Genomic DNA, 21,121 nt, shown 5'->3' with positions numbered 1-21,121 from the left:
CCGGCTTCAATTTTCTCGCTCATCCTATTACATCATTCCCCAAATCGGAATCGACTTAAGGAATTATGAAGCAATTCAAAGTGTTAAAGCGTCTCTGCGTCTGAAAAGACGCGTGGCGTCTCGGCTAGTGGCAAAGCTCATCTGGGTCAAATGACAACGGGAACGTTCGCTCCCATGGCCGAATAATACGGTCTTCTGTTTCAGGGCCAAATCGGCCCAACAGCGATTGTGATGGACGATCTAGTCTATCTTCGCGTGTGCACACTCGCAGAACTGATTGCCTTTCAACGCTTTGTGGAGCACCATCATCGGCACAGCCGGGGGGATGGAACAATGGGACAGCTCACGAGCGCAGAGCGGGGGTTTGCGGCAGCTATACTTATCGCTTTGATGGTTGTCGGCGTCTCGATGGCCGCTGCTGGCCGCTTTGATCCCTTCGGCATACACGGCGTTATCGTCTTCGTGTATTGCGGCGCGTTGTTCTGCTACATCCTGACTTTGGCTTTCGGCGAAGAACCGGATGCTTCGCGCTTTTCAAGCTACTATGACGATCCGATCAAGGTGGGCGTGGCGCTCACATTGGCCTGGGCGATCTTTGGCATGTTCTTCGGCGTCTGGGCGGCCGCCCAGCTTGCCTGGCCGAGCCTGAATTTTGATACGGCGTGGTCGAGCTTCGGTCGAATACGACCGGCCCACACGACCGGAGTGATCTTCGGCTTCGGCGGAAATGCGTTGATCGCGACATCATTCCATGTCGTTCAGCGAACATCGCGCGCAAGGTTGGCCGACCAACTCTCCCCCTGGTTCGTGATCTTCGGCTATAATCTTTTCTGTCTGATCGCCGTCAGCGGCTATTTCATGGGCGTTACCCAGTCCAAGGAATACGCAGAAGCGGAATGGTATGCCGACATCTGGCTCGTGATCGTCTGGATCGCCTATTTCGCGCTTTTCGTACGCACCTTGGCACGGCGCAAGGAACCTCACATCTACGTCGCCAACTGGTATTATCTTGCCTTCATCATCGTGGTGGCGATCCTCCATATCGTCAACAACCTGGCAGTGCCCGTATCGTTCGGACAGGCGAAAAGCTACACGGTATGGGCCGGTGTACAGGATGCGATGGTCCAATGGTGGTATGGGCACAATGCCGTGGCGTTTTTTCTCACGGCAGGCTTCCTGGGAATGCTCTACTATTATCTGCCGATCCGCGCTGAGCGGCCGATCTTTTCCTATCGATTGTCCATTCTCAGCTTCTGGGGGATTACCTTCTTCTACATGTGGGCGGGATCCCACCATCTCCATTACACCGCGCTGCCTATCTGGGTGCAAAACCTTGGAATGACGTTTTCGGTCATGCTGCTGGTTCCGTCGTGGGCATCGGCCGGAAACGCCTTGCTGACATTGAACGGGGCCTGGCACCGCGTCCGTGACGACGCCACTCTTCGCTTCATCATGATGGCGGCGTTCTTCTACGGTCTGTCGACATTCGAAGGGTCTTTCATGGCAATCAGACCCGTCAACTCACTGTCTCATTATACCGATTGGACGGTCGGACATGTCCATGCCGGTGCGCTGGGCTGGGTCGCCATGATAACGTTCGGCGCGTTCTACACACTCGTTCCATCGATCTGGAAACGCGAAAGCATGTATTCTTCGGCCTTGGTCGAAGTCCACTTCTGGTTGGCGCTTGCAGGCACGCTCATCTACGTCTTCGCCATGTGGAATTCCGGCATCATCCAGGGCTTGATGTGGCGCACATATTCAGCCGACAACACCCTGGTCTATTCATTCGTCGACAGTCTGCTGGCGATGTATCCCTACTATATCGCACGCGCTTTCGGAGGGCTGCTTTTCCTCCTTGGGGCGATCGTGGCGAGCTTCAATATCTGGATGACCGTTCGAACGGCTCCCGCCGCGGAAGCAGTTCACGACGCGCCCCTGACTTCGGGCCTTCTCGAAAACGCGCCGGCGGAGTGAGAGATGAGCGAACGTCTGCATGGAAGACTGGAACGGACGGCCGTCGGGTTTATGCTGGCTATCGTTGTAGCGGGAAGCGTCGGCGGGCTTGTCGAGATCGCCCCGCTGTTCACGATCCACGAGACGGTCGAGGACGCCCCGGACATGAGAGTTTACACCCCTCTCGAAGCGGCCGGCCGCGACATCTATGTCCGGGAAGGCTGTTACGCGTGCCACAGCCAGATGATCAGAACGCTGCGGGACGAGGTCGAGCGGTACGGTCCTTATTCTCTTGCGGTCGAATCCAGCTACGACCATCCCATGCTGTGGGGATCAAAGCGCACGGGTCCGGATCTGGCGCGCATCGGCGGGAAATATTCCGATCTCTGGCACGTGGCTCACCTGATCAATCCTCGTGACGTCGTTCCCGAATCCAACATGCCTTCTTACCCGTGGCTGGCGACAACCCAGCTCAAGCTGGCCGATTTGCGCGGCCATCTCGCCGCGCTGAGGGCCGTCGGCGTGCCGTACACGGATGAAATGATCGCCAACGCGGCCGCAGATGCTTACGGACAGTCCAATCCTGACAGCGAGCAATCCTCGGGCGTCGTGGAACGTTATGGGGACAAAACCCAGCTATCGGTATTTGACGGTGTCAAAACCAACGTCACCGAAATGGATGCCATGGTCGCGTATCTGCAGGTCCTGGGTGAGTTGACAAACGCAGCCTATGAAAACACCGCGGCACCGGAGCAGATGCCGAACCCCAACAACTAAGGCCACAGGGGATTGAAATGGATGTTACTCACGAGACCATGTTGGAACTGTCCAAGGTATGGGGCCTGCTGTATCTCATCCTGTTTTCGATCGGAGTGGTCGTCTACACGTTCTGGCCCTCCAACAGGGCGCGTTTCGACCGGGCGGAAACGGAGATATTCGACAAGGACGACACCCCATGGCGATAGAGGAAGTCGATCCCGTAACAGGCCGCCAGACGACCGGACACATCTGGAACGGCATCAAGGAACTGGATACTCCGGTGCCGCGCGGAGTGCTGCTCTTCCTGATCGTCACGCACCTGTTCGCCGCTCTCTGGTGGATACTGTATCCGACCTGGCCGCTTGGAAGCACGTATACGAGGGGCCTGATCGGGACGGGTCAAAAGCAGGCGGTAGAGCGAAAGATCATAGAAGCCGATGCTTCGCGCGCGCCCTGGATCGAGAAGATCGAGACCAGTTCCTTTGATGAAATCCGTGCCGACGAAAAGCTGATGGAGAAGGTGGCCTCCAGCGGCCACCAGTTGTTCGGAGACAACTGCGCCGCCTGTCATGGAAGGGACGGCAAGGGCGGACGAGACTTCCCCGATCTTACCGATAACGACTGGCTTTGGGGTGGCGGACCAGAAAAGATCGTCCAGACCATGACGGTGGGGGTGAATACGACGCACTCGCAAAGCCGCGTGTCGCAGATGCCTGCGTTCGGAACAGACGAAATGCTCGACCGAAAACAGGTGAGCGACGTCGCCGCCTATGTCTATTCGTTGAGCAATACGTCCACCGAAGCCGCAGACGCCAGCCAGATAGCTGCTGGCCGCGAGGTGTTCATGGCTAGCTGCGTGGCATGCCACGGCGAAGATGCCAAAGGCAAACAGGATGTCGGTGCGCCGAACCTGACCGATGGCCGCTGGATTTACGGCGGGGGCATCGAACGTATCGTCCAGTCGATCCATGGCGGACGGCAGGGACATATGCCCACCTGGGACGAACGCCTAAGTCCAGCTGAGATAAAGATACTCGCGCTTTATGTGAACAAGCTGGGTGGGGGTCAGCAGTGATGCCCGAAGCGAAGAGACCTTTACCACGCGCTTTCAAGTGGCTGCTGATCGGGCTGGCCGGGGCGATCTTTGTCGGCGCTAACGCCCATTTTGTTTACATGGCGATCGCCACCCAGCCCGCCTGCATCGAGCATATCAAGGAAAAAGGCCAGCAACCCAACCAATTCAGGGCCGCCGCTTCAGCTTGCTGAATGCACGAGGAGGATCAGATGCCGCAGGACGACACTTCCGGCCGATATCGGAGCGAGGTATCGGGGATACAGGAGACGATGGATCCCAAGTGGCAGCGGCATCTGCCCCTCGGTGCTCCTCTCGGTTGGCTTGGCCAAGGCTGGCAGGACTTGATCCGGCAACCCTGGCCAAGTCTGGCCTACGGGTTCGTGGTGTTCTTACTGGCGTTGGCGGCCACCGTGATGCTGTTTCGGCTCGAGCGCGACTATCTTCTCTTTCCCGCATTGGCGGGCATATTGATCGTCGCGCCGCTCTTTGCCGCAGGGCTCTATGTCAAGAGCAGGAGTTTGGCGAACGGGGAGCGCATCACGCTTCGGGAGATGTTATTCGTCCGGCCGAGAGCTGGAGGGCAGGTGTTTTTCACGGGAATGCTGCTGTGCATGGTGATGCTGCTCTGGATGAGGGCGGCGGTCATTATCTACGCGCTCTTTTTCGGCGTTAATCCGTTCCCCGGCCTTGATGGCGTAGCAAGGCTATTGGTCACCACCCCCTCGGGCTGGGGCATGCTGATCGTCGGCTTGTGCGTCGGCGCATTGTTCGCTGGATTCGCTTTTGCAATCGGGGTGTTCTCAATCCCGATGCTGCTGGATGAGCGCATCGACGCCTTCACAGCGATGGGCGTCAGCGTTGTCATGGTCTGGAACAACATGGGACCGTCAATGGTCTGGGGCGCGATCGTGCTCGCCCTCTTCCTCGCCAGCCTGCTGACGGGACTTGTCGGACTGATCTTCGTTTTTCCTTTGCTCGGCCACGCCACATGGCATGCCTACAAGGCAATGAGGTAGCGAGGAACGGACAATGACCTGCTGCGCGTCAATTGCGTCTTCGCTCCACGAGCCCGGACCAAGAAGGCCGGGTGTGGACGAGGTTGCGTTGGCAAGCAGGGATTTGGGCAATGGTCTCAGGCAGATCACCTTGTCCGTTCCGGACATGCGATGCGGCGCATGCATGGCGCTTCTGGAATCGACCCTTGGCAAGCACCCCGAAGTTCACATGGCGCGCGCCAATCTGACGGCAAAGCGCGTAACCATCCATTGGCAAGCGGAAAATGGTTCGCCGCCCGATTTTGCCGCCCTGATCGGAACGATCGGTTACACGGCCGTCTTGCCGGCGGAAGGCCGTGATCAACCGGACGGTGAGATATCAGGCCTGCTGCGCGCGCTGGCAGTCGCCGGCTTTTGCTCAATGAACATCATGGTGCTGTCCGTATCGGTCTGGGCGGGTGCGGACCCGGCAACACGTCAGACGCTCCACCTGATGTCGGCCGCGCTCGCACTACCGGCCATGATCTACTCCGGGGCGACATTCTACCGGTCGGCGTGGCGGGCGCTCGTGCACGGTCGGGCAAACATGGATGTGCCGGTCAGCATCGGCGTCTTGCTCTCGTTCGGTCTCAGCGTATACGACACGTTCGCCGAAGGACGGCAAGCCTACTTCGAGGCCAGTACCTCGTTGATCTTCATTTTGCTCGTCGGACGCACGCTGGACCATCTGATGCGACGGCGGGCGCGATCGGCGGCGGCGTCTCTGGCCGACATGATGCCGAAAGGCGCGAATGTGATACGCGCGGACGGACGGATCGAGTATGTCCCACTGAGCGATATCATTTCCGGAACCCGCACCCTGATTGCCGCCGGCGATAGAATTCCAGCTGACGGGACGATTCTCTCCGGCCTGTCGGAACTTGACCGTTCATTGCTGACGGGAGAGAGCCGTTGGGAGACGGTTGGACCAGGCGGACAGGTTTGCGCGGGAGATTTGAACGTCGGCCATCCCCTGACTGTCGAAGCCACCGCCACACCGGGAGATTCGACAGTCGCCGAGCTGCATAGGATGCTGGAAGCGGTCGAGGACGGCCGTTCTGAATACCGGATACTCGCAGACAGGGCCGCGCGTCTCTATGCTCCTGTTATACACGGACTGTCGGTACTGACATTCCTTTCGTGGTTTGCGGTGACACAGGACATCCACCTCGCCCTGACGATTTCGATCTCGGTCTTGATCATTGCCTGCCCTTGTGCGCTGGGGTTGGCGGTTCCGATGGTTCAGGTCGTTGCAGCACGCAGATTGTTCACCCAGGGCATCGTGGCACGGGACGGATCGGCATTGGAACGTTTGGCGGAAATCGACACCGTCGTTTTAGACAAGACCGGTACGCTGACGCAATACGAGCCGAGGCTGTTGACCGGGAACTGGACCGGACCACTGGAATTTTCACTGGCTGCGTCGCTGTCGCAGTTTTCGAGCCATCCGATGTCGAGAGCGATCGCGGATTACGCCTCACGGCGCGAGTGGGAGGCTCTCGCGCTCGATGACGTCAGGGAGTTACCAGGCAACGGTCTCGAGGCGTCTTTCCGAGGGGAAGTTTATCGACTTGGGCGAGCGGCATGGGCGGCGAGCGGCGATGCAGATGACCGGACTGCCGCAGCTTCGACTGTCGTCCTGACACGACAGGGAGAAATCCTTGCCTCGTTCGTTTTTGGAGAGAAGGTTCGAGCCGGGTCGGCGATGGCGGTGCAGTTCTTGAAGAGTCGCGGCATCGCCGTCGAAATGCTGACCGGCGATGTCCCCGAAGCGGCTCTTGCAGTGGCACGGGAAGTCGGAATCGACTCGGTAAAAGCCGCCGCCCTCCCCAAGGACAAGGCCGAGGCGATCGATGCGTTGCGCAGTCTCGGTCGCAAGGTGATGATGATTGGTGACGGAATAAACGACGCGGTCGCGCTGAAGGCCGCGCATGTTTCCATGGCTCCGGCATCAGGAAGCGACATCGGTCGCAGCGCCGCCGATTTCATCCTGCTCAATGGAGACATGGACGGAATGAAGGTCGCGCTGACGACGGCGGGTCGTGCGGCCGTGCTGATCCGCCAAAATTTCGCTTTGGCCGCCGTCTACAATGCGTGCAGCATTCCTCTCGCACTGTTGGGCTATGCCAACCCGCTCATCGCCGCGATAGCGATGTCGACGTCGTCCATATTGGTCGTCGCGAATGCGATGAGGCTTGAGATCGACGGCACGCCACCAGAGCGGGAAATGCGGCGGATAAATAAGCTGGCGGGAGTGGGATAAATGAGCGCATTGTCGTTTCTGATACCCATAGCTCTGTTCATGGGCATCGCCGGGCTTGGTGCCTTCCTTTGGTCCCTGCGCACCGGTCAGTACGAAGATCTGGATGGCGCAGCGGAAAGGATATTGTCTGAAAAGGACGACAAGCCTCTCGGCGGCTGAAGGATCGATCGTAAATGCTTTGAAGGAGGGTCGAATGGAAGACACGGATCGCCAGTCTCCGCCGGTTGAACATGATACCGCCCAAGCGCCACGCATCCGCACCATTGATCCATCGGAGGCTGTGACGGGGGTTGCCATTGTCTTGGGCATCCTTGGCGGAGCAATCGGCGTCGTTTCCACCTTGTTCCTGTCTGGTGCATCCAGCGTTGGTTCCTGGATCGCCTACTGCCTCATTGCGGCGTTGGCGGGCGGCTCTGCAGGGATCGTCGTCGGCGGAATGTTTGGAGCGATTTTCGCGGTAACCAGGGGAATAACGGTACCCGCCCGCAGCGATCGTCAGGGCTGAAGAGGCTAAGCCGGGGTCACCGCCTCCGGCGCAATAGTGCCAACCAGCCCAACCCATCCCGGAACAATGCCCCCGGGGATCAAGTTTTCTCCCTGAGACAACAAGCATGGAGAAAATCATGTCCTGCAAGTTCATCGCGATATCACTGCTTTCGATCGGTCTGGCTGGCCCGGCGCTGGCGCAGACGGCCGGGGGTGCGGATGCCAATGGGCGGCTTTCGGTGGCGCCTGTTATCGGCGGATCGGGGAGTTCGGGCGGCGGTTCCGCCGGCGCCGGGTCAGCTGGCACGGGGTCTGTCGGCGGCGGCGCAACGGGCACCGGGTCTATCGGCATCGATTCCGGCACCACCGGCAGCACGACCGGCAATGGCGGCGTCAATCTCAACAGCGGCCGCAGCACGATCAATCCCGGCGGGGTCAATCCCAACCTGCAGCAGACGCCGGGTTGCGCGGGGGCGGCCGGCACGGGGACGGATACCGGCTCGGTCGGCGATGCGTGCCCGCAATGAGGATAGGGCGATTGTTCCCCTTCCCTCCCGACAGGATGAAGGCCCGGCGTCGCTCTGCCCGGGCCTTCGCTTTTGACCGAAACTTCCCTGACATGGCGCGAAAAGGATCGCTGCCGTCAGAAACCGGTCGCGGCCTGCTTTACCGTTCGGCCCTGAAGACGTAAAAGAGCCACATCACTCCGCAAGCGGCGCATCGCCCCACATCTCGCCAGCCTGCCGATATTTCCGGCATCTGCGGAGCACCCGAAGAGGATCGTCATGTCGAATGCAGCGCAACGCTCGAACCGCGTGCTTATCGTCGCCACCATCATGCTCGCAACCTTCATGGTGGCGATCGAGGCGACGATCGTGGCGACCGCGATGCCGCGCATCGTCGGGCAGCTCGGCGGGTTTTCCTATTACAGCTGGGTGTTTTCGGCCTTCCTGCTGGCGCAGTCGACGACGACGGTCATCTACGGCAAGCTTTCCGACATTTTCGGGCGCAAGCCGGTGCTGATCGGCGGCATCCTGATCTTCCTGGTCGGCTCTTTGCTCTGCGGGCTTGCCTGGTCGATGATGTCGCTGGTGCTGTTCCGGCTGCTGCAGGGGCTCGGCGCCGGCGCCATCCAGCCGGTCACGACGACGATCATCGGCGATCTCTTCAAGCTCGAGGAACGCGGCCGCGTGCAGGGCTTCATGGCAACCGTCTGGGCGACATCGGCCGTCGTCGGGCCGCTGGCCGGCGGCATCATCGTCGACAACATTTCCTGGGCCTGGATCTTCTGGATCAACCTGCCGATCGGCATCATTTCGATCATTGCCTTCATGATCTTCCTGAAGGAGGACGTGGCGCACAAGCAGGCAAAGATTGATTACCTCGGAGCGGCGCTGTTTTCGATCTCGATCGTCGCACTTCTCGTCATGCTGACGGAAACCGATGCGAGCGCCTGGATCCTGATTTCGCTTTTCGCCGTCTTCGTGGTCGCGGGCCTTTTCTTTCTCGCCCAGGAGAAGCGGGCGCCGGAACCGATCATTTCGATCCCGCTCTGGAGCCGAAGGCTGATTGCGACCAGCAATGCGGCGACGCTGCTTGCCGGCATGGCGCTGATCGGGCTTTCGACAATCCTGCCGATCTATGTGCAGGGCGTGCTCGGCCGTTCGCCTGTTGTCGCGGGCTTCACGCTCACCATGCTCGTCGTCGGCTGGCCTCTGGCGGTGATCCTCTCCGGCCGCTTCTACAAGGCCTTCGGCATCCGCCGCACCTTGCGTGTCGGCAGCCTGATGTTTCCCTTCGGTGCCTGTTTCCTGTTGTTCCTGACACCTGACAGTTCGCCGGTCGTTGCCGGCGCCGGCTCCTTCTTCATGGGCTTCGGCATGGGTCTCATCAGCCTCACCAGCATCGTGCTGGTGCAGGAGAGCGTCGAATGGTCGATGCGCGGCAGCGCCACAGCCTCGATCATCTTTTCCCGCAGCCTCGGCAATACGCTCGGCGCCACCGTGCTCGGCGCCATCCTCAATGCCGGCATCAACCACTATGCGAGCGGCGAGGCGGCGGCAGGCCTGCATGACGCACTGAACCAGCCGACCGGGCTTTCGGCGCTCGCCGCCGATCCGGCGATCCGCGCCGTCTTCAATGCGGCTCTGCACTGGAGCTTCTGGGGCGTCGTCATCGTCGCGGTGCTCACCTTCTTCACCACCTGGCTGATCCCGGTCGGTCCTAGCCAGAAGCGCGAGGGGGCGGCGGTCGCAAGCGAGGCGGCTTCGCATTAAGCGGTTCGGCTTGTGGAAACGCAGATATGCTGCGTTTCCACAGCGGTGGATTGTGTTGGGAGAGTTATCGGACGATGAGTGTTTTCGTGCTGCTCCTGGGGTTTCCGGGCGTCGGGAAGCTGACAATCGCTCGAGAACTCGGCTCGCTGATATCAGCAAAGATTGTTGATAATCACTGGTTCAACAACCCGATCTTGCGCCTCCTCGACGAGGATCAGACCGCTCCGCTGCCTAAGGGCGTCTGGGAGTACACTGGTAGGATCCGGCAGGCCGTGCTGGATGCGATCACCGCCTATAGCAGCCTGTCGGCGAATTTCATCTTCACCCACGCCGGTGTCGAAGGCGATGTGCGCAGCGCGCGGACGTACCAACAGTTCGTCGACGCCGCCACACAGGGCGCCGCGGTCTTCGTTCCGGTGAGATTGCTTTGTGCCGAAGAAGAACTGGCGCGTCGCGTTTCCTCCCCCGCACGGCGCAACCATTTGAAAACCACCGACGTCGAGACGTCGAGGAGCCGAAGCCAACAGGCCGTGGTTCTTGATATTCCGCACCAACACGCGCTGACGTTGGATGTGACGTTCAGGTCGCCTTTGGAAAGTGCTGCGGCAATACGGGATCATGTTGTGGCTTGCGGCGCCTGAGGGGTGCAGCCCTTCGCGCAATCTTTCAGATTCGCTCCTTGCGCTTTAGGTCTTTGTTTTTAGGCATATCGTTATCGCAAAACCGCCGCACAGTTTTGCGCGACATGCGTGAGACTCGGCGGCGCGCGACAAGGCGCTACGATTCTGATTCAAGGAATTCTGCAGCAGGCTACCGCGTGCCTGTGATCACAGTTGCCGTTGAGCGAAGGTGAACCTTGCCGTCGCTGACGGATTGTAGCGCCAGCTCCAGGACCTCGCTGCGGATTTTCTCCCGTGTTGCTGCGTCGGCCCTGGATAGTCCGGCGACCACAGGCGCAGCGATCTCGGTCATGAAGTCCCAGTAGCGCTCCGGGGCATCGTGCACCATCATCGCCGACACCTCGTCCTCGGCGACATCGCGAAGACCCGCCTCCCTGAAGGTCTCGACGATCATGCCCTCCCCCGCGCAGCGGAACAGGCCCGGAGAGCCGGGCGGCGGCGGAGGCATGTCCACGTGGCGGGCGATCGTGCCCATGACCGTGGTCGCCCATGGATTTTTGGGAGGCACGCTCCAGACTGCGGCGCAGACGCGCGCACCGGGCTTTGCCACGCGCGCCATCTCCCTGGCGGCAGCAGCGATATCCGGGAAGAACATGAACCCGAACCGGCATAGGACGGCGTCGAAACTGGCATCGGCAAACGGCAACGCGCCCGCATCGCATAATTGAGTCTTGAAGTTCTTGAGGCCACGTCCGGCCGCATTTTCGGCGGCAGCAGTCAGCATATTTTCCGAGAGATCGGTGACGACAACCTGACCGTCGGGGATTGCCGCGGCCGCCGTCAGGCCGGGTTCGCCAGTGCCGGCGGCTATGTCGAGCACGCTGAAGCCGTTGGAGAGATTGGCGCGCCGAAGCATGGCGTCGCCAAACGGCGCGAGCCAACCGAGAACCAGGCTGTCCCATTTCTTCCAGCCGGCCGAAAACTTGTCCCAGGTCTCACGTTGCTGGTTACGGATATCGTCGAGATTTGCTGACATGCCCCCGCCTCCTCCCCATGCGCCCAACCGGCAAAGCTGGGAATGCCGACACTATGGGCCGCTGATGGCGGGATTCAATGGAAATAAGCGCCAATGCGCGGCAAATGCCCCGTTTGCCGGAAGCCAGCGGCAGCTTTGGGCCGAGAGGAGGCGCCAGCCCCCCGCTGCCTGTGAGATCAGCACGCCCATCATCCGCCTCACCACAGATCTCGCCCACCCCTGCCCGGCAGAAAGTTTGGCGAAAGCGCGACCACTGTCCTCTTCTCCCCCGCGGGGAGAAGAGGGAGCCAAGCCGCCTCGCCAGTCATCAGCCGGATCGCATCTCCCCGCTGTGCGCAAGCGGCGCGGCGAATCCGATATCCGCCACAAGCAAACATCTGCAGCAACCATAGCCAGCGAACTCAACAGCGCCGGGGCACTCCCATGACTGCCTTGTGTAAATCCTCAAAAAGCGGTTAGCTGCCATCGTTGGGGACGCTCATTCCTGCACGGCTGCTGAAATGTGTCCGCATTTCGAGGGATATCTCGTGCGCTGGTCCAAACCCCTGAGACTGCACCTCGGCGTCCTCGTCGTCGCATCGCTGCTTTGCACGTCGACGCCGATCATCTGGCTGGCGTTCAGACAGGGAAGCAATGCTGCGGTCAGCGCGGGCGTGCAGCAGATGCGCGAGATGAGCCTGCGGCTGATCGAGGGATACCGCAATACGCTGCAGGGGGGCACCGAGGCGGTGGCACTGGCATCGACCCTGCCGCTGCTCGCCTCCCCGCCGCCGCAGGATATCGCGGCAAAGCAGCAATTCTTCCTGGAAATCCTGCGCAACGTCCCCAATGCGACGAGCATCTACACCGGCTACCCCGACGGTTCGTACCTGCAGGTCATCAACACCGAAAGGCGGGATGTTCGCCAGACGCTGGCGGCACCCGACGGTACGGCTTTCGCGATCAGGACGATCGCCGGGAGACAAAGTGCTGATGTCATCTCGACGCTGCGGTTTCTCGACAGCCAGGCAAGACCGATCGGCGAGCGGGACTTCGACTATGCATCCTTCGATCCGCGGCAACGCCCGTGGTATCAATCCGTCGTTCAGGACGGTGTGCCGGTGTCTGTCGGCCCCTATATCGCCGGAACGCTCAAGGTTCCGACGCTGACGATCGCAGCACCCATGCGGGACAATGCTCAGGTGGTCGTCGGCATCAACATTCACCTGCAGACCATCAGTCGCCTGCTGGACGCGCAGGAGATTTCGCCGCGGGCGCGCGCCTACATCATCGACGATGCCGATGATCTGATCGCCCACTCCGACCCGGCAACCATGAACAGGCTTCTCGGCATATGGTCGAAAAATGCCGATGGCGCCGTTGCCGTCGATACGACGACAGACAGTTACGACACGAGCCTGGAAACGGTGGCGAGGCTCAGGCGCGATCCCGCCTTTGCCAATGGCGGCGTGGCGCGGATCGATCTCGATGGCGAACGCCAGATCCTGCAGATCGCCCCCGTCGGCGTGTCCGGTCTGTTCAAGGGAAGCGTCGCCGCAATCGTCGTGCCTCTGGAAGATCTGGTGGCTGAGGCCAATCGGCTGCTCCTGCACAATCTCCTGATTGCCAGCGCCTTCGTGCTCGCGGGTGTCGCTGCCTCGGTGCTGCTGTCGCGCATGGTCAGCCGCTCTCTCTATCGGCTGGCGGACGAGGCACGCAGGATCGGCGATCTCGACGTCGGCGAGAAAGGTGTCTCGCACTCCTGGATATCGGAGATCAACACGCTGGCGAGCGCGCTGGCGGCAAGCCGTCATGCCATCAGCCAGTTTGCCCTCTATGTGCCGCGTGAAGTCGTCCGGCGGATCGTCAGCCCGGAAGGACGAGCGGTCGTCAAGGCGCAGCGGCAGGATGTGACCGTGCTCTTCACCGACATCCGCGACTTCACCACCATCTCCGAGCAGCATTCGCCCGAAGACGTTGTGGATACGCTGTCGGCCTATTTCGAACTGTTGAACACCATCGCCGAGCGCAATGGCGGCACGGTCGTGCAATATCTCGGCGATTCCATTTTCGTCATGTGGAACGCCCCCGTTCCGGATGTCGGACATGCCGAAAACGGCTGCCGATGCGCGCTTGCCATGAAAGCGGCGGTCGACGACTTGAACGAAGCCAACCGTCGGAATGGCCGTCCCGCGCTCATCACGCGATTTGGATTGCACACCGGCCCGGCGGTCGTCGGCAGTTTCGGCGCGATTTCCAGGCAGCAGTACACGGCCATGGGCGACACGATCAATGTCGCCTCACGGCTGGAAGGATTGAACAAGGAATTCAACACCTCGATCCTGGTCAGCGCCGCCATCCACAATGCGGTTGCCGACCGCTTCGAGCTTCGCCCGCTTGGCCTGGTGCAGGTCAAGGGGCGCGCCGAGAAGGTCGATTTATGGGAGCTGGTTGGGGAAAGCCGGAGGATGCAGGAATGAATGAGGCGATCGGGTTGCTACCAACGGCAGCTTCGCGCCGCCAGCGGCCTTTGTGGCGTCGTAAACTTTCTCTATTTCTTTCGTCATTTGATCATGACCTCCAAGGGTATCGCCAATGGGATGGGAAGCACTCGGGCAATGGGGTGAAGACGCAGTTCGCATCGAACGGCTCACGGGTGGAGTTGCCAACGACGTGTGGAGCGTTCGCTTAAACGGGCAGATCGTGGTCGCTCGTCTCGGCACCAGGAGCGACGCTGATCTCGAATGGGAAACCGAGCTGCTCCAATACCTCGACCGTGAAGGCATGACCGTTCCAGTGCCGATCCCGACGACTGACGGCCGGCTGTTCGTGAACGGCTTGGTGGTGATGAAATACATGGAGGGCGGACCGCCCGAGACGGAGGCCGACTGGCGTCGCGTCGCCGACACGCTGCGCGAGCTGCATCGGCTGACGCAGGGCTGGCCGCAGCGCCCGGGCTGGCGATCGTCGACCAACCTCCTGCATACTGAGACCGGAACGAGGATCAACCTTGCCGCGATGCCGCCTGAGGCCGTTATTCGATGTCGGGCAGCGTGGGCGCGGCTCATCGGGCGTCAGACATGCGTTGTCCACGGCAACCCCAACAGCCCTGCCAACGTCCGCATGACTGCAGATCGGGTCGCGTTGATCGACTGGGATGAATCACATGTCGACGTCCCCGACCTTGACCTGGTGCTGCCCGACAACGCTGCCGATCTCGACGACGGCGCGTATGACATCGCCGCGCAAGCCTCAGCCGCATGGGAAGCCGCCGTCTGCTGGCAGGACGATTACGCAGTCAGGCGGCTTGCCGAAGTTCGAGCGGTTTAGAGCCTTTCCGGCGGATCGACGGGCGGCATCCACCTGTGAATTGCGCCAACGCCAGCGGAACATTGTGTGGTAGCGGACTTCAGGAAAGTAGTCACGCTGCGCCAATTCCCTGTTTCTTCTCTGTTTGAGGCATGGCCGATTGAGTTGAGCTGTCACTCGCTCGCGCTGAGCGTGATGAGAAGTTCATCCAACTGCTCGAACTGCTCGGGCATCGCGTCTTCCATGCCGACGAAAGCCTCGTCGAGCGCTTCGTTCGAGGGATAGAGTTCCTGCAGGACCAGCAGCGTCCTGCCGTCCTCTTCCTCGAAGGTCACCGTGGTGACGGCGGCGCCCTCGCTTTCGTCATTGGTCCAGACGAGGCGCGAAGGCGGCGACACGTCGAGATATTTGCCGAAGAAGGCCATGGCATCCGAGGCGTCGTGTCCGAACGTGATGCGATAACTGCCCCCGGTGCGAACATCCATCTCGCAGGAAAGTAAGGGCACGCCCATCGACTTCGGCGCCCACCATAGCTTGAACAATTCGGGCTTGGTCCACGCGTCGAATACGAGGCGAACCGGGCCGTTGAAGGTGCGCGTCACCACGAGTTCGCGCTCCGACCTCCGTTCGACCACCGTGCGGCCGTTACTCGCTCTGTCTCCCATCGATTTTCTCCTTCCGTTTCAGGGCCTCGACGACGTCATCCAGCGCGTCGAAGCGTGCGTTCCAGATCTGGCGGCGCGCTTCGATCCAGGCCGCCTCTTCCTCGAACCCGCGCAGGCCGAGCCTGCAGGTCCGCACACGGCCGACCTTCTCCGTCGTCACCAGCCCCGCCTGTTCCAAGAGGCTGACGTGCTTCTTCATGCCCGTGAGGGTCATGTGAAACGTCTCTGCAAGCTCCGTGATCGAAGCATCCGCACGTCCGAGCTGCTCCAGAACGCCACGTCGCGTGGCGTCCGAGAGCGCGGCGAAGGAGGCATCAAGGCGGGCTGTCGAAAACTGAACCATCTGGTTCAGTGTCTAGCACGCAGATCGGCGTCATGCAAGAGGCCGAGATCGGTCTCAGGCTAGCGGCTAGCGTTGGAAAGTCAGGTGGACGGTGCCGCTCGGTGACGTTTCTGCCTTGATTGTGCAGCCGGCTTCCAAGCCGCGCAAATCGTCCCATAGGCGGATGCCGCGCCCGAGCAAAATCGGCGTGATCGCCACGTGAAGGCGGTCGACGAGGCCGGCTTTGAGATAGTCGCGAACGACGGTAGGACCACCGCCTATCCTGACATCCTTGCCGTTTGCGACCCTCACGGCCTGCTGGAGCGCATCAACAGGGGTGGTATTGAGGAAGTGGAAAGTCGTCCCGCCGGCCATCTCGATGGAAGGCCGTGGCTTGTGGGTGAGGACGAAGACCGGGCACCCGAACGGTGGCTCGTCGCCCCACCAGCCGCGCCAGTTCGGATCGTCGGGAAAGTTGTGCAGTCCGAACATGCCGGCGCCCATGATCTCGGCGCCCACATTCTCGAAATATTCCTTCGCATATTCGTCGTCGAGACCTGTGGTTCCCGCTCCCGTCGTATCCTTGAGCACGCGCTCACGGAACGTTCGCGTTGCCGCATATGCGCCGACGAGACGCGGCCAGTCCTCGCCGAACGGGGTTTCGGGCGTCTGGTCCGTCGTTGTAGCGAAACCATCGAGCGAGATCATGAGATCGACACGAACTACCATTGGAGTCCTCCTTGAAAGGTGTTGCACCACAGCGGCCCCTGCATTCGGGGCCAAACACTAAGGCAACTACCTTCATATTTCGAGCCCGATACTAAGGCAAGTACCTTTTTATCCTTGACCGCCGCCACCGACCAATTTACGGATTGATATGCCTTACCATTCGACCCCCCTCGACCTCGCCTTTCACGCTCTCAGCGACCCGACCCGCCGTGCTGTGGTGTCGCGGCTGGTTGAGGGCGAGTTGCCGGTCAGCGCGCTTGCCGAGCCTTTCGACATGGCGCTGCCCTCCTTCGCCCAGCATCTCAAGGTGCTGGAAGATTGCGGACTGATCGCCAGCGAGAAGCGCGGGCGCAGCCGCTGGTGCCGGCTGGTGGAGGCGCGCTTCGACGAGGCGGCGGACTGGATGGTATCGGAGCGCCGGCGCTGGACCGAGCGGTTGGATCGCCTGGAAGTCTACCTGGACAAAACCGAAGAGGACGATGAAGGACATGGCAAACCTGTTTGAGACATGGTCGCTCGACCGCGAAATCGTGCTGGTGAAGCTGCTCGACCACCCACGCGACAAGGTCTTTGCCGCCTGGATGGACCCCAAGGCGCTTGGCGAATGGTACGGCCCGGCCGGTCTCAGCATCGAGACCCACGAAGCCGATATCCGCGAGGGTGGGGTCTGGCGGTTCGACATGGTGGGCGTGTTCGAGGGCAAGCAGCAGCGCTTCCCGAACCTCATGCGCTTTCTGGAGATCGTGCCGAACGAGCGGATCGTCATGGACTATGGCACGCCCGACCCCGACGACCCCGACCGTTTCCGCGCCACGGTGACCTTCGATGAGCAGGCCGACGGCAAGACGGTGCTGACCTTGCGCCAGCTCCACCCCAGCGCCAAGCGGCGTCAGGTGGTCATCGGCTTCGGCGCGGTGGAATACGGGCTGCAGACGCTGGATGGACTCGCCGCCTGGCTGGACGGCTGAGCCCTTGGTGGCTCGGTGCCGCTCGCACCAGATGGCGATGGCCGAGGCGGCGTGCAGATCGAGCTGCTAGCTGAAATAATCAGACCGGGACCAGTCCGTGGCGGAGCATGATCTCATTGGCCTTGGCGAGGTTCGGTTTACCGGGCACGTTCACCACCTCGGCAATTTCCTCGAAATAACGCCGTCCAATTGTACCCGGCGTGATGGTCGCCAAGACCTTGGCTGTGCCGTCATGCAGGTTCTCGTGATGGTGCACCGCGCCTCGCGGAATGAATATGGCGTCGCCGGCGCGAATCTCGCGCGTCTGCCCGTCGACGATGACGGTGAGCGCGCCTTCAAGACCGTAGAGGAATTCGTCGGCATCCCGATGACAGTGCGGAGCCGGCACGCGCGCCCGAGACGGCACCGTGAATTCGAACACCGTCGCGCCGGCTTCACTGATGAGAAAACGCAGTTCGAGTTGCTCGATCCGCACAATATCGTTTCGTACCGCTTCCATCTCAGGTCCCCACAATGTAAAGTAACTTTACATCGAAACGTAAAGTGACTTTACATACATGTCAATCCCATTGCCCCCGCATTCAATTCCGGACGCGTTGCCCGGCCCGCCCTTCTTCGGCGCGCTGCTGCGCATTGTCTGGCAGCATGTGCGCGACCGCATGCTGCAAGCCATTCACGAGGCGGGCTTTACCGACTTCCAGGAGCCGCATTTTGCCGTGTTCTCGTTTCCGTTGCCGGATGGCATGAGACCGTCCGAGCTCGCGCGTCAGAAGCGGATGTCGCGACAGGCTGTGAACTACCTGCTCAGCCAGCTTGAAGAGCTGGGCTATGTCGAGCGGCGCGCGGCCGACGGCAGCGATCGCCGATTGGTCTATCTGACGCCACGGGGACATGACGTCGTCGCAGCCATTTTCGCATGTCTTCGGCAGTTGCATGAGCAATGGTCGAAAGAGGTTGGAAAAGAGCGCTTCGATGACTTCGTCGATGTGTTGAGGCAGCTGTCGACCAAAGCACAGGAACCGGCAAACCGCTGAAAACTCAACACGGTTCGAGAGCCTTACCTCCGAAGGTGAGCCAGCCTGAACGCATGAATATTAGCCGATATAAGTCTACCGGAATTAGTGGCTAGGCCCACTGCTCGCCGCTGCGACCGGTGCAAAGCTGCCCGGCATCTTGCCTCTCCGGTCGGTAGAAGGTCCAACAGCCCGCAAGGGGGAACAGGTGGAAGGCCGTTCACTTCCGGAATGCGCCAATAGAGCCCACCCGGCATCCGAAAATTATTAGTTCCAGAGGCGAGAAATCGCAGCTAAAAATTGCAATCGCATGACATGCGTTTGGGGAAGAATGATGCGCCGCGCTTTCGTTGTTGTTGTCGGGATGGTTTGCCTCGTCTACGCCGCCTGGCATGTCGCAATGACGCGGTCGACCACAATTCGGCTTGAGCCTCCAGGCTACGAATTGACCTACAGCATGGCTTGGGGCTGGGGCATGGAAGAGCGGTGGACCATTAGAAAGTTCGGGGCACTTTGGTCGTCGCCATCAAGCAAATGGACTGAAATATGGAAAAAGCCCTACAATTCCGGGATGGTTGTCTATGCCAGCGATGATGGACAGACATACTATTTCGGAACGGGCTATGGGCTCCATTTCTTTCAGCCGAAACAAGGGGCTTATTGGACCACGTGTGAAAAAGGCAATATCCCGAAGCGTACTCCGCTTGCAGAACGCCTGTCGTTCTTCGGATCGGATCCCGCTGACGAGGATATCGATCCTGGAACGCCCCGCCTTTTCGAATACATCCGAGCAAATGATCCCAGCGGCGCCATTCCAAGCTCGCCACCTCCGTCAAGATATTATGCCGGCCTGAAATACCTCGGGAAGTTTGGGCTGGTCGCGACAGGCGGGCAAGGACGCGGCAACGAGGTTAGATTCGTTCCAGCGGGAAATTCCATCGAGCCGCGCTTAGGCCTGCAATTTAGCTGCGGCTGACTTTTTAGATGACCGCGCCGAGCCGAGCGTAGTCACCAGCCCCCTGCCCGCCAGCAATTCACCCCACGCTCAGTTGTTTCCTCCACGCACCGTGACTGAGCACCCTCGAGGCCCGGCCAACAAGGACAAAACCTCACGACAACGCAAAAATCCTCACTTCCCTCCCGATGCCCTGCAGCTCCGCCATCCGGGAGGCGGATGTGATGCCGCTCTCTCGCAGAATCTCCGAAACCTGCGCATTGCCGACGATCGCCTCCGTCGTCAGGATCACCTGGGGTTCGGCAAGGCCCTGGACACGCGAGGCGATGTTGACGGTCTGGCCGAAATAGTCCTGCCGGTCGTTCATGCTGACGGCGAGGCATGGGCCCTCATGGATGCCGATCTTCAGGAGAAGATCCTCGCTGCCGCGTTCGGCATTCAGCGCAAGCATCGCTTCACGCATCCTGAGGGCGGCGGCGACGGCCCGGTCCGGGCTCGGGAAGGTCGCCATCACCGCGTCGCCGATGGTCTTGACGACAGCTCCGGCCTCTGTGGCGACGATCTCGTGAAGGACCCTGAAATGCGCCCGCACCAGATCGAAAGCGGCAAGATCTCCGACGCGCTCGTAAAGCGCGGTCGAGCCCCTCAAGTCGGTGAAGAGGAATGTCAGGCTGGTGATCTTGAGGCGCTGGTCGATGTCGAGCGTGTCGGTCCGGTAGATGTCCCGGAAGCTCTGGTTCGTCAGCAGACGCTGGGCTGTCAGGAAAGCTCGCCTGCGGCCCAGTATGTCGTGCAGCTCGTCTCCTGCGATGCAGACGTTCGGCACCACCCTGCGATCGGTGTGGTTCTCCAGCGTCAGACGCAGCAAGCCGGGACGCAGGGTCACCGTTTCGTTCAGCGCATGGCCGTGACTGATGACCATCGAGAGGGTCTGACGTTCGTCGGTGGGCTCACCCTGCACATCGATGAACTGCGCCGAGTGTGTCACCGGATCGAATATGATGACGAATTGCGCCGGCAGCTGCAGCGAGACGAAGGCCTTCTCGCCCGGATCCAGCTCGATCATCTCCAACTGGATGTGTTTAAACCTCGCTTCGAGATCGTCAGGCAGGTCTACCCCGGAGCTGAAGAAGATCTGGCGGTAGTACTCGAACGGCGGCAGCCGATCGGGATCGTGGGCAGCAATCCTGCGCACGCGCGGACTGACGGTGAACGTGACCTCGACCATCTCGTCGAGGGTCGGCTCGTATCCGGCCGCACAGAGCGCGCAATGATAGGTCTCCCGGTCGACGGTTTTCAGCGTCGCGCCGGTGTCGAGGACGCCGCCGCATCCCGGGCAAAGCACGTTCCAGGTCATCTCGAACGCACCGATGCGGGCGGCGTGCAGAAATGCCGCGATGGTTTTCTCTTGATCGAGACCATGCGCATCGGCAAAGGCGAGCGCATTGATGCGGTTGAGGTCGCGGTCCGAGCCGCGCATGACCAGATTTTCGATGCACTCGACCGTCTGCGGGTCGGCCGCCTGTCGCAGGGCTGCAAAAAGCACGTCCACTTCGCTCATTCGACAAGTCTCTGTGTGCCACGGCGGAAGACGCCGGTCCGGAGGAATTATAACACGCAAACGTCCGGATAGATATCTCGACACCGGGACGCTGCTTGCTTGCCTATCTTCTGAC

The 21,121-nt window shown here is 60.7% G+C and carries 24 protein-coding genes; 18 read left to right on the top strand and 6 right to left on the bottom strand.

The window, feature by feature from the left end:
- The first annotated feature begins 333 nt into the window (after nt 1-333).
- From ccoN to J3P73_RS03055, 12 genes are all read left to right on the top strand, one after another.
- On the top strand, nt 334-1,977 hold the full coding sequence (gene ccoN, locus J3P73_RS03110) for a cytochrome-c oxidase, cbb3-type subunit I (protein WP_130690720.1): 1,644 nt from the start codon (nt 334-336) through the stop codon (nt 1,975-1,977).
- Between the two features lie 3 nt (nt 1,978-1,980).
- On the top strand, nt 1,981-2,733 hold the full coding sequence (gene ccoO, locus J3P73_RS03105; protein WP_207579750.1) for a cytochrome-c oxidase, cbb3-type subunit II: 753 nt from the start codon (nt 1,981-1,983) through the stop codon (nt 2,731-2,733).
- A 17-nt stretch (nt 2,734-2,750) separates the two neighbouring features.
- Nucleotides 2,751-2,921, top strand: coding sequence for a CcoQ/FixQ family Cbb3-type cytochrome c oxidase assembly chaperone (locus J3P73_RS03100; RefSeq protein WP_018072402.1), 171 nt, complete (start codon nt 2,751-2,753; stop codon nt 2,919-2,921).
- Nucleotides 2,912-3,790, top strand: coding sequence for a cytochrome-c oxidase, cbb3-type subunit III (gene ccoP / locus J3P73_RS03095; RefSeq protein WP_130664019.1), 879 nt, complete (start codon nt 2,912-2,914; stop codon nt 3,788-3,790). The genes J3P73_RS03100 and ccoP overlap by 10 nt, the downstream gene beginning before the upstream one ends.
- Nucleotides 3,790-3,981 carry a hypothetical protein gene (locus J3P73_RS03090; protein WP_130690718.1) on the top strand — a complete coding sequence of 64 codons (192 nt, stop codon included), beginning with the start codon at nt 3,790-3,792 and terminating at the stop codon, nt 3,979-3,981. Before ccoP ends, J3P73_RS03090 begins: the two co-directional genes overlap by 1 nt.
- Nucleotides 3,982-4,806, top strand: a complete 825-nt coding sequence (locus tag J3P73_RS03085) for a DUF2189 domain-containing protein (RefSeq protein WP_018496554.1) — start codon at nt 3,982-3,984, stop codon at nt 4,804-4,806.
- Nucleotides 4,807-4,819: 13 nt separating this feature from the next.
- On the top strand, nt 4,820-7,087 hold the full coding sequence (locus J3P73_RS03080) for a heavy metal translocating P-type ATPase (RefSeq protein ID WP_207579749.1): 2,268 nt from the start codon (nt 4,820-4,822) through the stop codon (nt 7,085-7,087).
- A complete protein-coding gene (ccoS, locus tag J3P73_RS03075; protein ID WP_018072397.1) occupies nt 7,088-7,246 on the top strand; it encodes a cbb3-type cytochrome oxidase assembly protein CcoS in 159 nt (52 codons plus the stop codon). It begins immediately after the preceding gene.
- Between the two features lie 34 nt (nt 7,247-7,280).
- Nucleotides 7,281-7,592, top strand: coding sequence for a hypothetical protein (locus J3P73_RS03070; RefSeq protein WP_018072396.1), 312 nt, complete (start codon nt 7,281-7,283; stop codon nt 7,590-7,592).
- 118 nt (nt 7,593-7,710) lie between these two features.
- Nucleotides 7,711-8,100 (top strand): hypothetical protein, encoded by a 390-nt coding sequence (locus tag J3P73_RS03065; protein WP_024321062.1) that lies wholly within the window; start codon nt 7,711-7,713, stop codon nt 8,098-8,100.
- Nucleotides 8,101-8,358: 258 nt separating this feature from the next.
- Nucleotides 8,359-9,849 carry an MDR family MFS transporter gene (locus J3P73_RS03060; RefSeq protein ID WP_130660831.1) on the top strand — a complete coding sequence of 497 codons (1,491 nt, stop codon included), beginning with the start codon at nt 8,359-8,361 and terminating at the stop codon, nt 9,847-9,849.
- A gap of 74 nt (nt 9,850-9,923) precedes the next feature.
- Entirely contained in the window at nt 9,924-10,490 is a 567-nt protein-coding gene (locus J3P73_RS03055) for a phosphotransferase-like protein (protein WP_130680943.1), read from the top strand.
- Between the two features lie 169 nt (nt 10,491-10,659).
- Here the strand turns inward: J3P73_RS03055 and J3P73_RS03050 are convergent, their stop codons facing one another.
- Nucleotides 10,660-11,505 (bottom strand): class I SAM-dependent methyltransferase, encoded by an 846-nt coding sequence (locus J3P73_RS03050; protein ID WP_130680942.1) that lies wholly within the window; start codon nt 11,503-11,505, stop codon nt 10,660-10,662.
- A 527-nt stretch (nt 11,506-12,032) separates the two neighbouring features.
- Here J3P73_RS03050 and J3P73_RS03045 point away from each other — a divergent pair.
- Nucleotides 12,033-13,964 (top strand): adenylate/guanylate cyclase domain-containing protein, encoded by a 1,932-nt coding sequence (locus tag J3P73_RS03045; RefSeq protein WP_130687550.1) that lies wholly within the window; start codon nt 12,033-12,035, stop codon nt 13,962-13,964.
- 115 nt (nt 13,965-14,079) lie between these two features.
- Nucleotides 14,080-14,814 carry a phosphotransferase gene (locus J3P73_RS03040; protein WP_024321067.1) on the top strand — a complete coding sequence of 245 codons (735 nt, stop codon included), beginning with the start codon at nt 14,080-14,082 and terminating at the stop codon, nt 14,812-14,814.
- A gap of 152 nt (nt 14,815-14,966) precedes the next feature.
- On the opposite strand, the gene J3P73_RS03035 is transcribed toward J3P73_RS03040, so the two are convergent.
- The 3 genes from J3P73_RS03035 to J3P73_RS03025 form a co-directional block, all read right to left on the bottom strand.
- The gene (locus J3P73_RS03035; protein WP_024321068.1) at nt 14,967-15,458 is read right to left on the bottom strand and encodes an SRPBCC family protein; all 492 of its coding nucleotides are present in this window, start codon (nt 15,456-15,458) and stop codon (nt 14,967-14,969) included.
- Entirely contained in the window at nt 15,439-15,801 is a 363-nt protein-coding gene (locus tag J3P73_RS03030; RefSeq protein WP_024321069.1) for an ArsR/SmtB family transcription factor, read from the bottom strand. Before J3P73_RS03030 ends, J3P73_RS03035 begins: the two co-directional genes overlap by 20 nt.
- Before the next feature lie 66 nt (nt 15,802-15,867).
- Complete coding sequence (locus J3P73_RS03025; RefSeq protein WP_024321070.1) at nt 15,868-16,509, bottom strand: dihydrofolate reductase family protein; 642 nt, start codon at nt 16,507-16,509, stop codon at nt 15,868-15,870.
- A 148-nt stretch (nt 16,510-16,657) separates the two neighbouring features.
- Here J3P73_RS03025 and J3P73_RS03020 point away from each other — a divergent pair, with 148 nt between their 5' ends.
- On the top strand, nt 16,658-17,014 hold the full coding sequence (locus J3P73_RS03020) for an ArsR/SmtB family transcription factor (RefSeq protein ID WP_018497242.1): 357 nt from the start codon (nt 16,658-16,660) through the stop codon (nt 17,012-17,014).
- Nucleotides 16,989-17,477, top strand: coding sequence for an SRPBCC family protein (locus J3P73_RS03015; protein WP_024321071.1), 489 nt, complete (start codon nt 16,989-16,991; stop codon nt 17,475-17,477). The genes J3P73_RS03020 and J3P73_RS03015 overlap by 26 nt, the downstream gene beginning before the upstream one ends.
- Nucleotides 17,478-17,556: 79 nt before the next feature.
- Here the strand turns inward: J3P73_RS03015 and J3P73_RS03010 are convergent, their stop codons facing one another.
- Entirely contained in the window at nt 17,557-17,976 is a 420-nt protein-coding gene (locus tag J3P73_RS03010) for a cupin domain-containing protein (RefSeq protein ID WP_075226056.1), read from the bottom strand.
- Between the two features lie 58 nt (nt 17,977-18,034).
- Here J3P73_RS03010 and J3P73_RS03005 point away from each other — a divergent pair, with 58 nt between their 5' ends.
- On the top strand, nt 18,035-18,511 hold the full coding sequence (locus tag J3P73_RS03005) for a MarR family winged helix-turn-helix transcriptional regulator (protein WP_063828089.1): 477 nt from the start codon (nt 18,035-18,037) through the stop codon (nt 18,509-18,511).
- 310 nt (nt 18,512-18,821) lie between these two features.
- Nucleotides 18,822-19,466: a hypothetical protein gene (locus tag J3P73_RS03000; RefSeq protein ID WP_130706450.1), complete on the top strand. Its 645-nt coding sequence runs from the start codon at nt 18,822-18,824 to the stop codon at nt 19,464-19,466.
- A 133-nt stretch (nt 19,467-19,599) separates the two neighbouring features.
- Here the strand turns inward: J3P73_RS03000 and J3P73_RS02995 are convergent, their stop codons facing one another.
- Complete coding sequence (locus J3P73_RS02995) at nt 19,600-21,006, bottom strand: adenylate/guanylate cyclase domain-containing protein (RefSeq protein WP_130690714.1); 1,407 nt, start codon at nt 21,004-21,006, stop codon at nt 19,600-19,602.
- Nucleotides 21,007-21,121: the final 115 nt, after the last annotated feature.

It is taken from the genome of Rhizobium ruizarguesonis, from assembly GCF_017357285.1.
Classification (GTDB): Bacteria; Pseudomonadota; Alphaproteobacteria; order Rhizobiales; family Rhizobiaceae; genus Rhizobium; species Rhizobium ruizarguesonis.
This window is presented reverse-complemented; position numbering and strand designations above follow the sequence as displayed.

What these genes read in the sequence shown, in the direction of transcription:
- J3P73_RS02995 (WP_130690714.1), bottom strand. Translation starts at nt 21,006, where the DNA reads ATGAGCGAAGTGGACGTGCTTTTTGCAGCCCTGCGACAGGCGGCCGAC.
- J3P73_RS03030 (WP_024321069.1), bottom strand. Translation starts at nt 15,801, where the DNA reads ATGGTTCAGTTTTCGACAGCCCGCCTTGATGCCTCCTTCGCCGCGCTC.
- J3P73_RS03085 (WP_018496554.1), top strand. Translation starts at nt 3,982, where the DNA reads ATGCACGAGGAGGATCAGATGCCGCAGGACGACACTTCCGGCCGATAT.
- J3P73_RS03040 (WP_024321067.1), top strand. Translation starts at nt 14,080, where the DNA reads ATGGGATGGGAAGCACTCGGGCAATGGGGTGAAGACGCAGTTCGCATC.
- J3P73_RS03070 (WP_018072396.1), top strand. Translation starts at nt 7,281, where the DNA reads ATGGAAGACACGGATCGCCAGTCTCCGCCGGTTGAACATGATACCGCC.
- J3P73_RS03055 (WP_130680943.1), top strand. Translation starts at nt 9,924, where the DNA reads ATGAGTGTTTTCGTGCTGCTCCTGGGGTTTCCGGGCGTCGGGAAGCTG.
- ccoS (WP_018072397.1), top strand. Translation starts at nt 7,088, where the DNA reads ATGAGCGCATTGTCGTTTCTGATACCCATAGCTCTGTTCATGGGCATC.
- ccoP (WP_130664019.1), top strand. Translation starts at nt 2,912, where the DNA reads ATGGCGATAGAGGAAGTCGATCCCGTAACAGGCCGCCAGACGACCGGA.
- ccoO (WP_207579750.1), top strand. Translation starts at nt 1,981, where the DNA reads ATGAGCGAACGTCTGCATGGAAGACTGGAACGGACGGCCGTCGGGTTT.
- J3P73_RS03025 (WP_024321070.1), bottom strand. Translation starts at nt 16,509, where the DNA reads ATGGTAGTTCGTGTCGATCTCATGATCTCGCTCGATGGTTTCGCTACA.
- J3P73_RS03100 (WP_018072402.1), top strand. Translation starts at nt 2,751, where the DNA reads ATGGATGTTACTCACGAGACCATGTTGGAACTGTCCAAGGTATGGGGC.
- J3P73_RS03050 (WP_130680942.1), bottom strand. Translation starts at nt 11,505, where the DNA reads ATGTCAGCAAATCTCGACGATATCCGTAACCAGCAACGTGAGACCTGG.
- J3P73_RS03015 (WP_024321071.1), top strand. Translation starts at nt 16,989, where the DNA reads ATGAAGGACATGGCAAACCTGTTTGAGACATGGTCGCTCGACCGCGAA.
- J3P73_RS03020 (WP_018497242.1), top strand. Translation starts at nt 16,658, where the DNA reads ATGCCTTACCATTCGACCCCCCTCGACCTCGCCTTTCACGCTCTCAGC.
- J3P73_RS03010 (WP_075226056.1), bottom strand. Translation starts at nt 17,976, where the DNA reads ATGGAAGCGGTACGAAACGATATTGTGCGGATCGAGCAACTCGAACTG.
- J3P73_RS03005 (WP_063828089.1), top strand. Translation starts at nt 18,035, where the DNA reads ATGTCAATCCCATTGCCCCCGCATTCAATTCCGGACGCGTTGCCCGGC.
- J3P73_RS03060 (WP_130660831.1), top strand. Translation starts at nt 8,359, where the DNA reads ATGTCGAATGCAGCGCAACGCTCGAACCGCGTGCTTATCGTCGCCACC.
- J3P73_RS03090 (WP_130690718.1), top strand. Translation starts at nt 3,790, where the DNA reads ATGCCCGAAGCGAAGAGACCTTTACCACGCGCTTTCAAGTGGCTGCTG.
- J3P73_RS03080 (WP_207579749.1), top strand. Translation starts at nt 4,820, where the DNA reads ATGACCTGCTGCGCGTCAATTGCGTCTTCGCTCCACGAGCCCGGACCA.
- J3P73_RS03065 (WP_024321062.1), top strand. Translation starts at nt 7,711, where the DNA reads ATGTCCTGCAAGTTCATCGCGATATCACTGCTTTCGATCGGTCTGGCT.
- ccoN (WP_130690720.1), top strand. Translation starts at nt 334, where the DNA reads ATGGGACAGCTCACGAGCGCAGAGCGGGGGTTTGCGGCAGCTATACTT.
- J3P73_RS03000 (WP_130706450.1), top strand. Translation starts at nt 18,822, where the DNA reads ATGATGCGCCGCGCTTTCGTTGTTGTTGTCGGGATGGTTTGCCTCGTC.
- J3P73_RS03035 (WP_024321068.1), bottom strand. Translation starts at nt 15,458, where the DNA reads ATGGGAGACAGAGCGAGTAACGGCCGCACGGTGGTCGAACGGAGGTCG.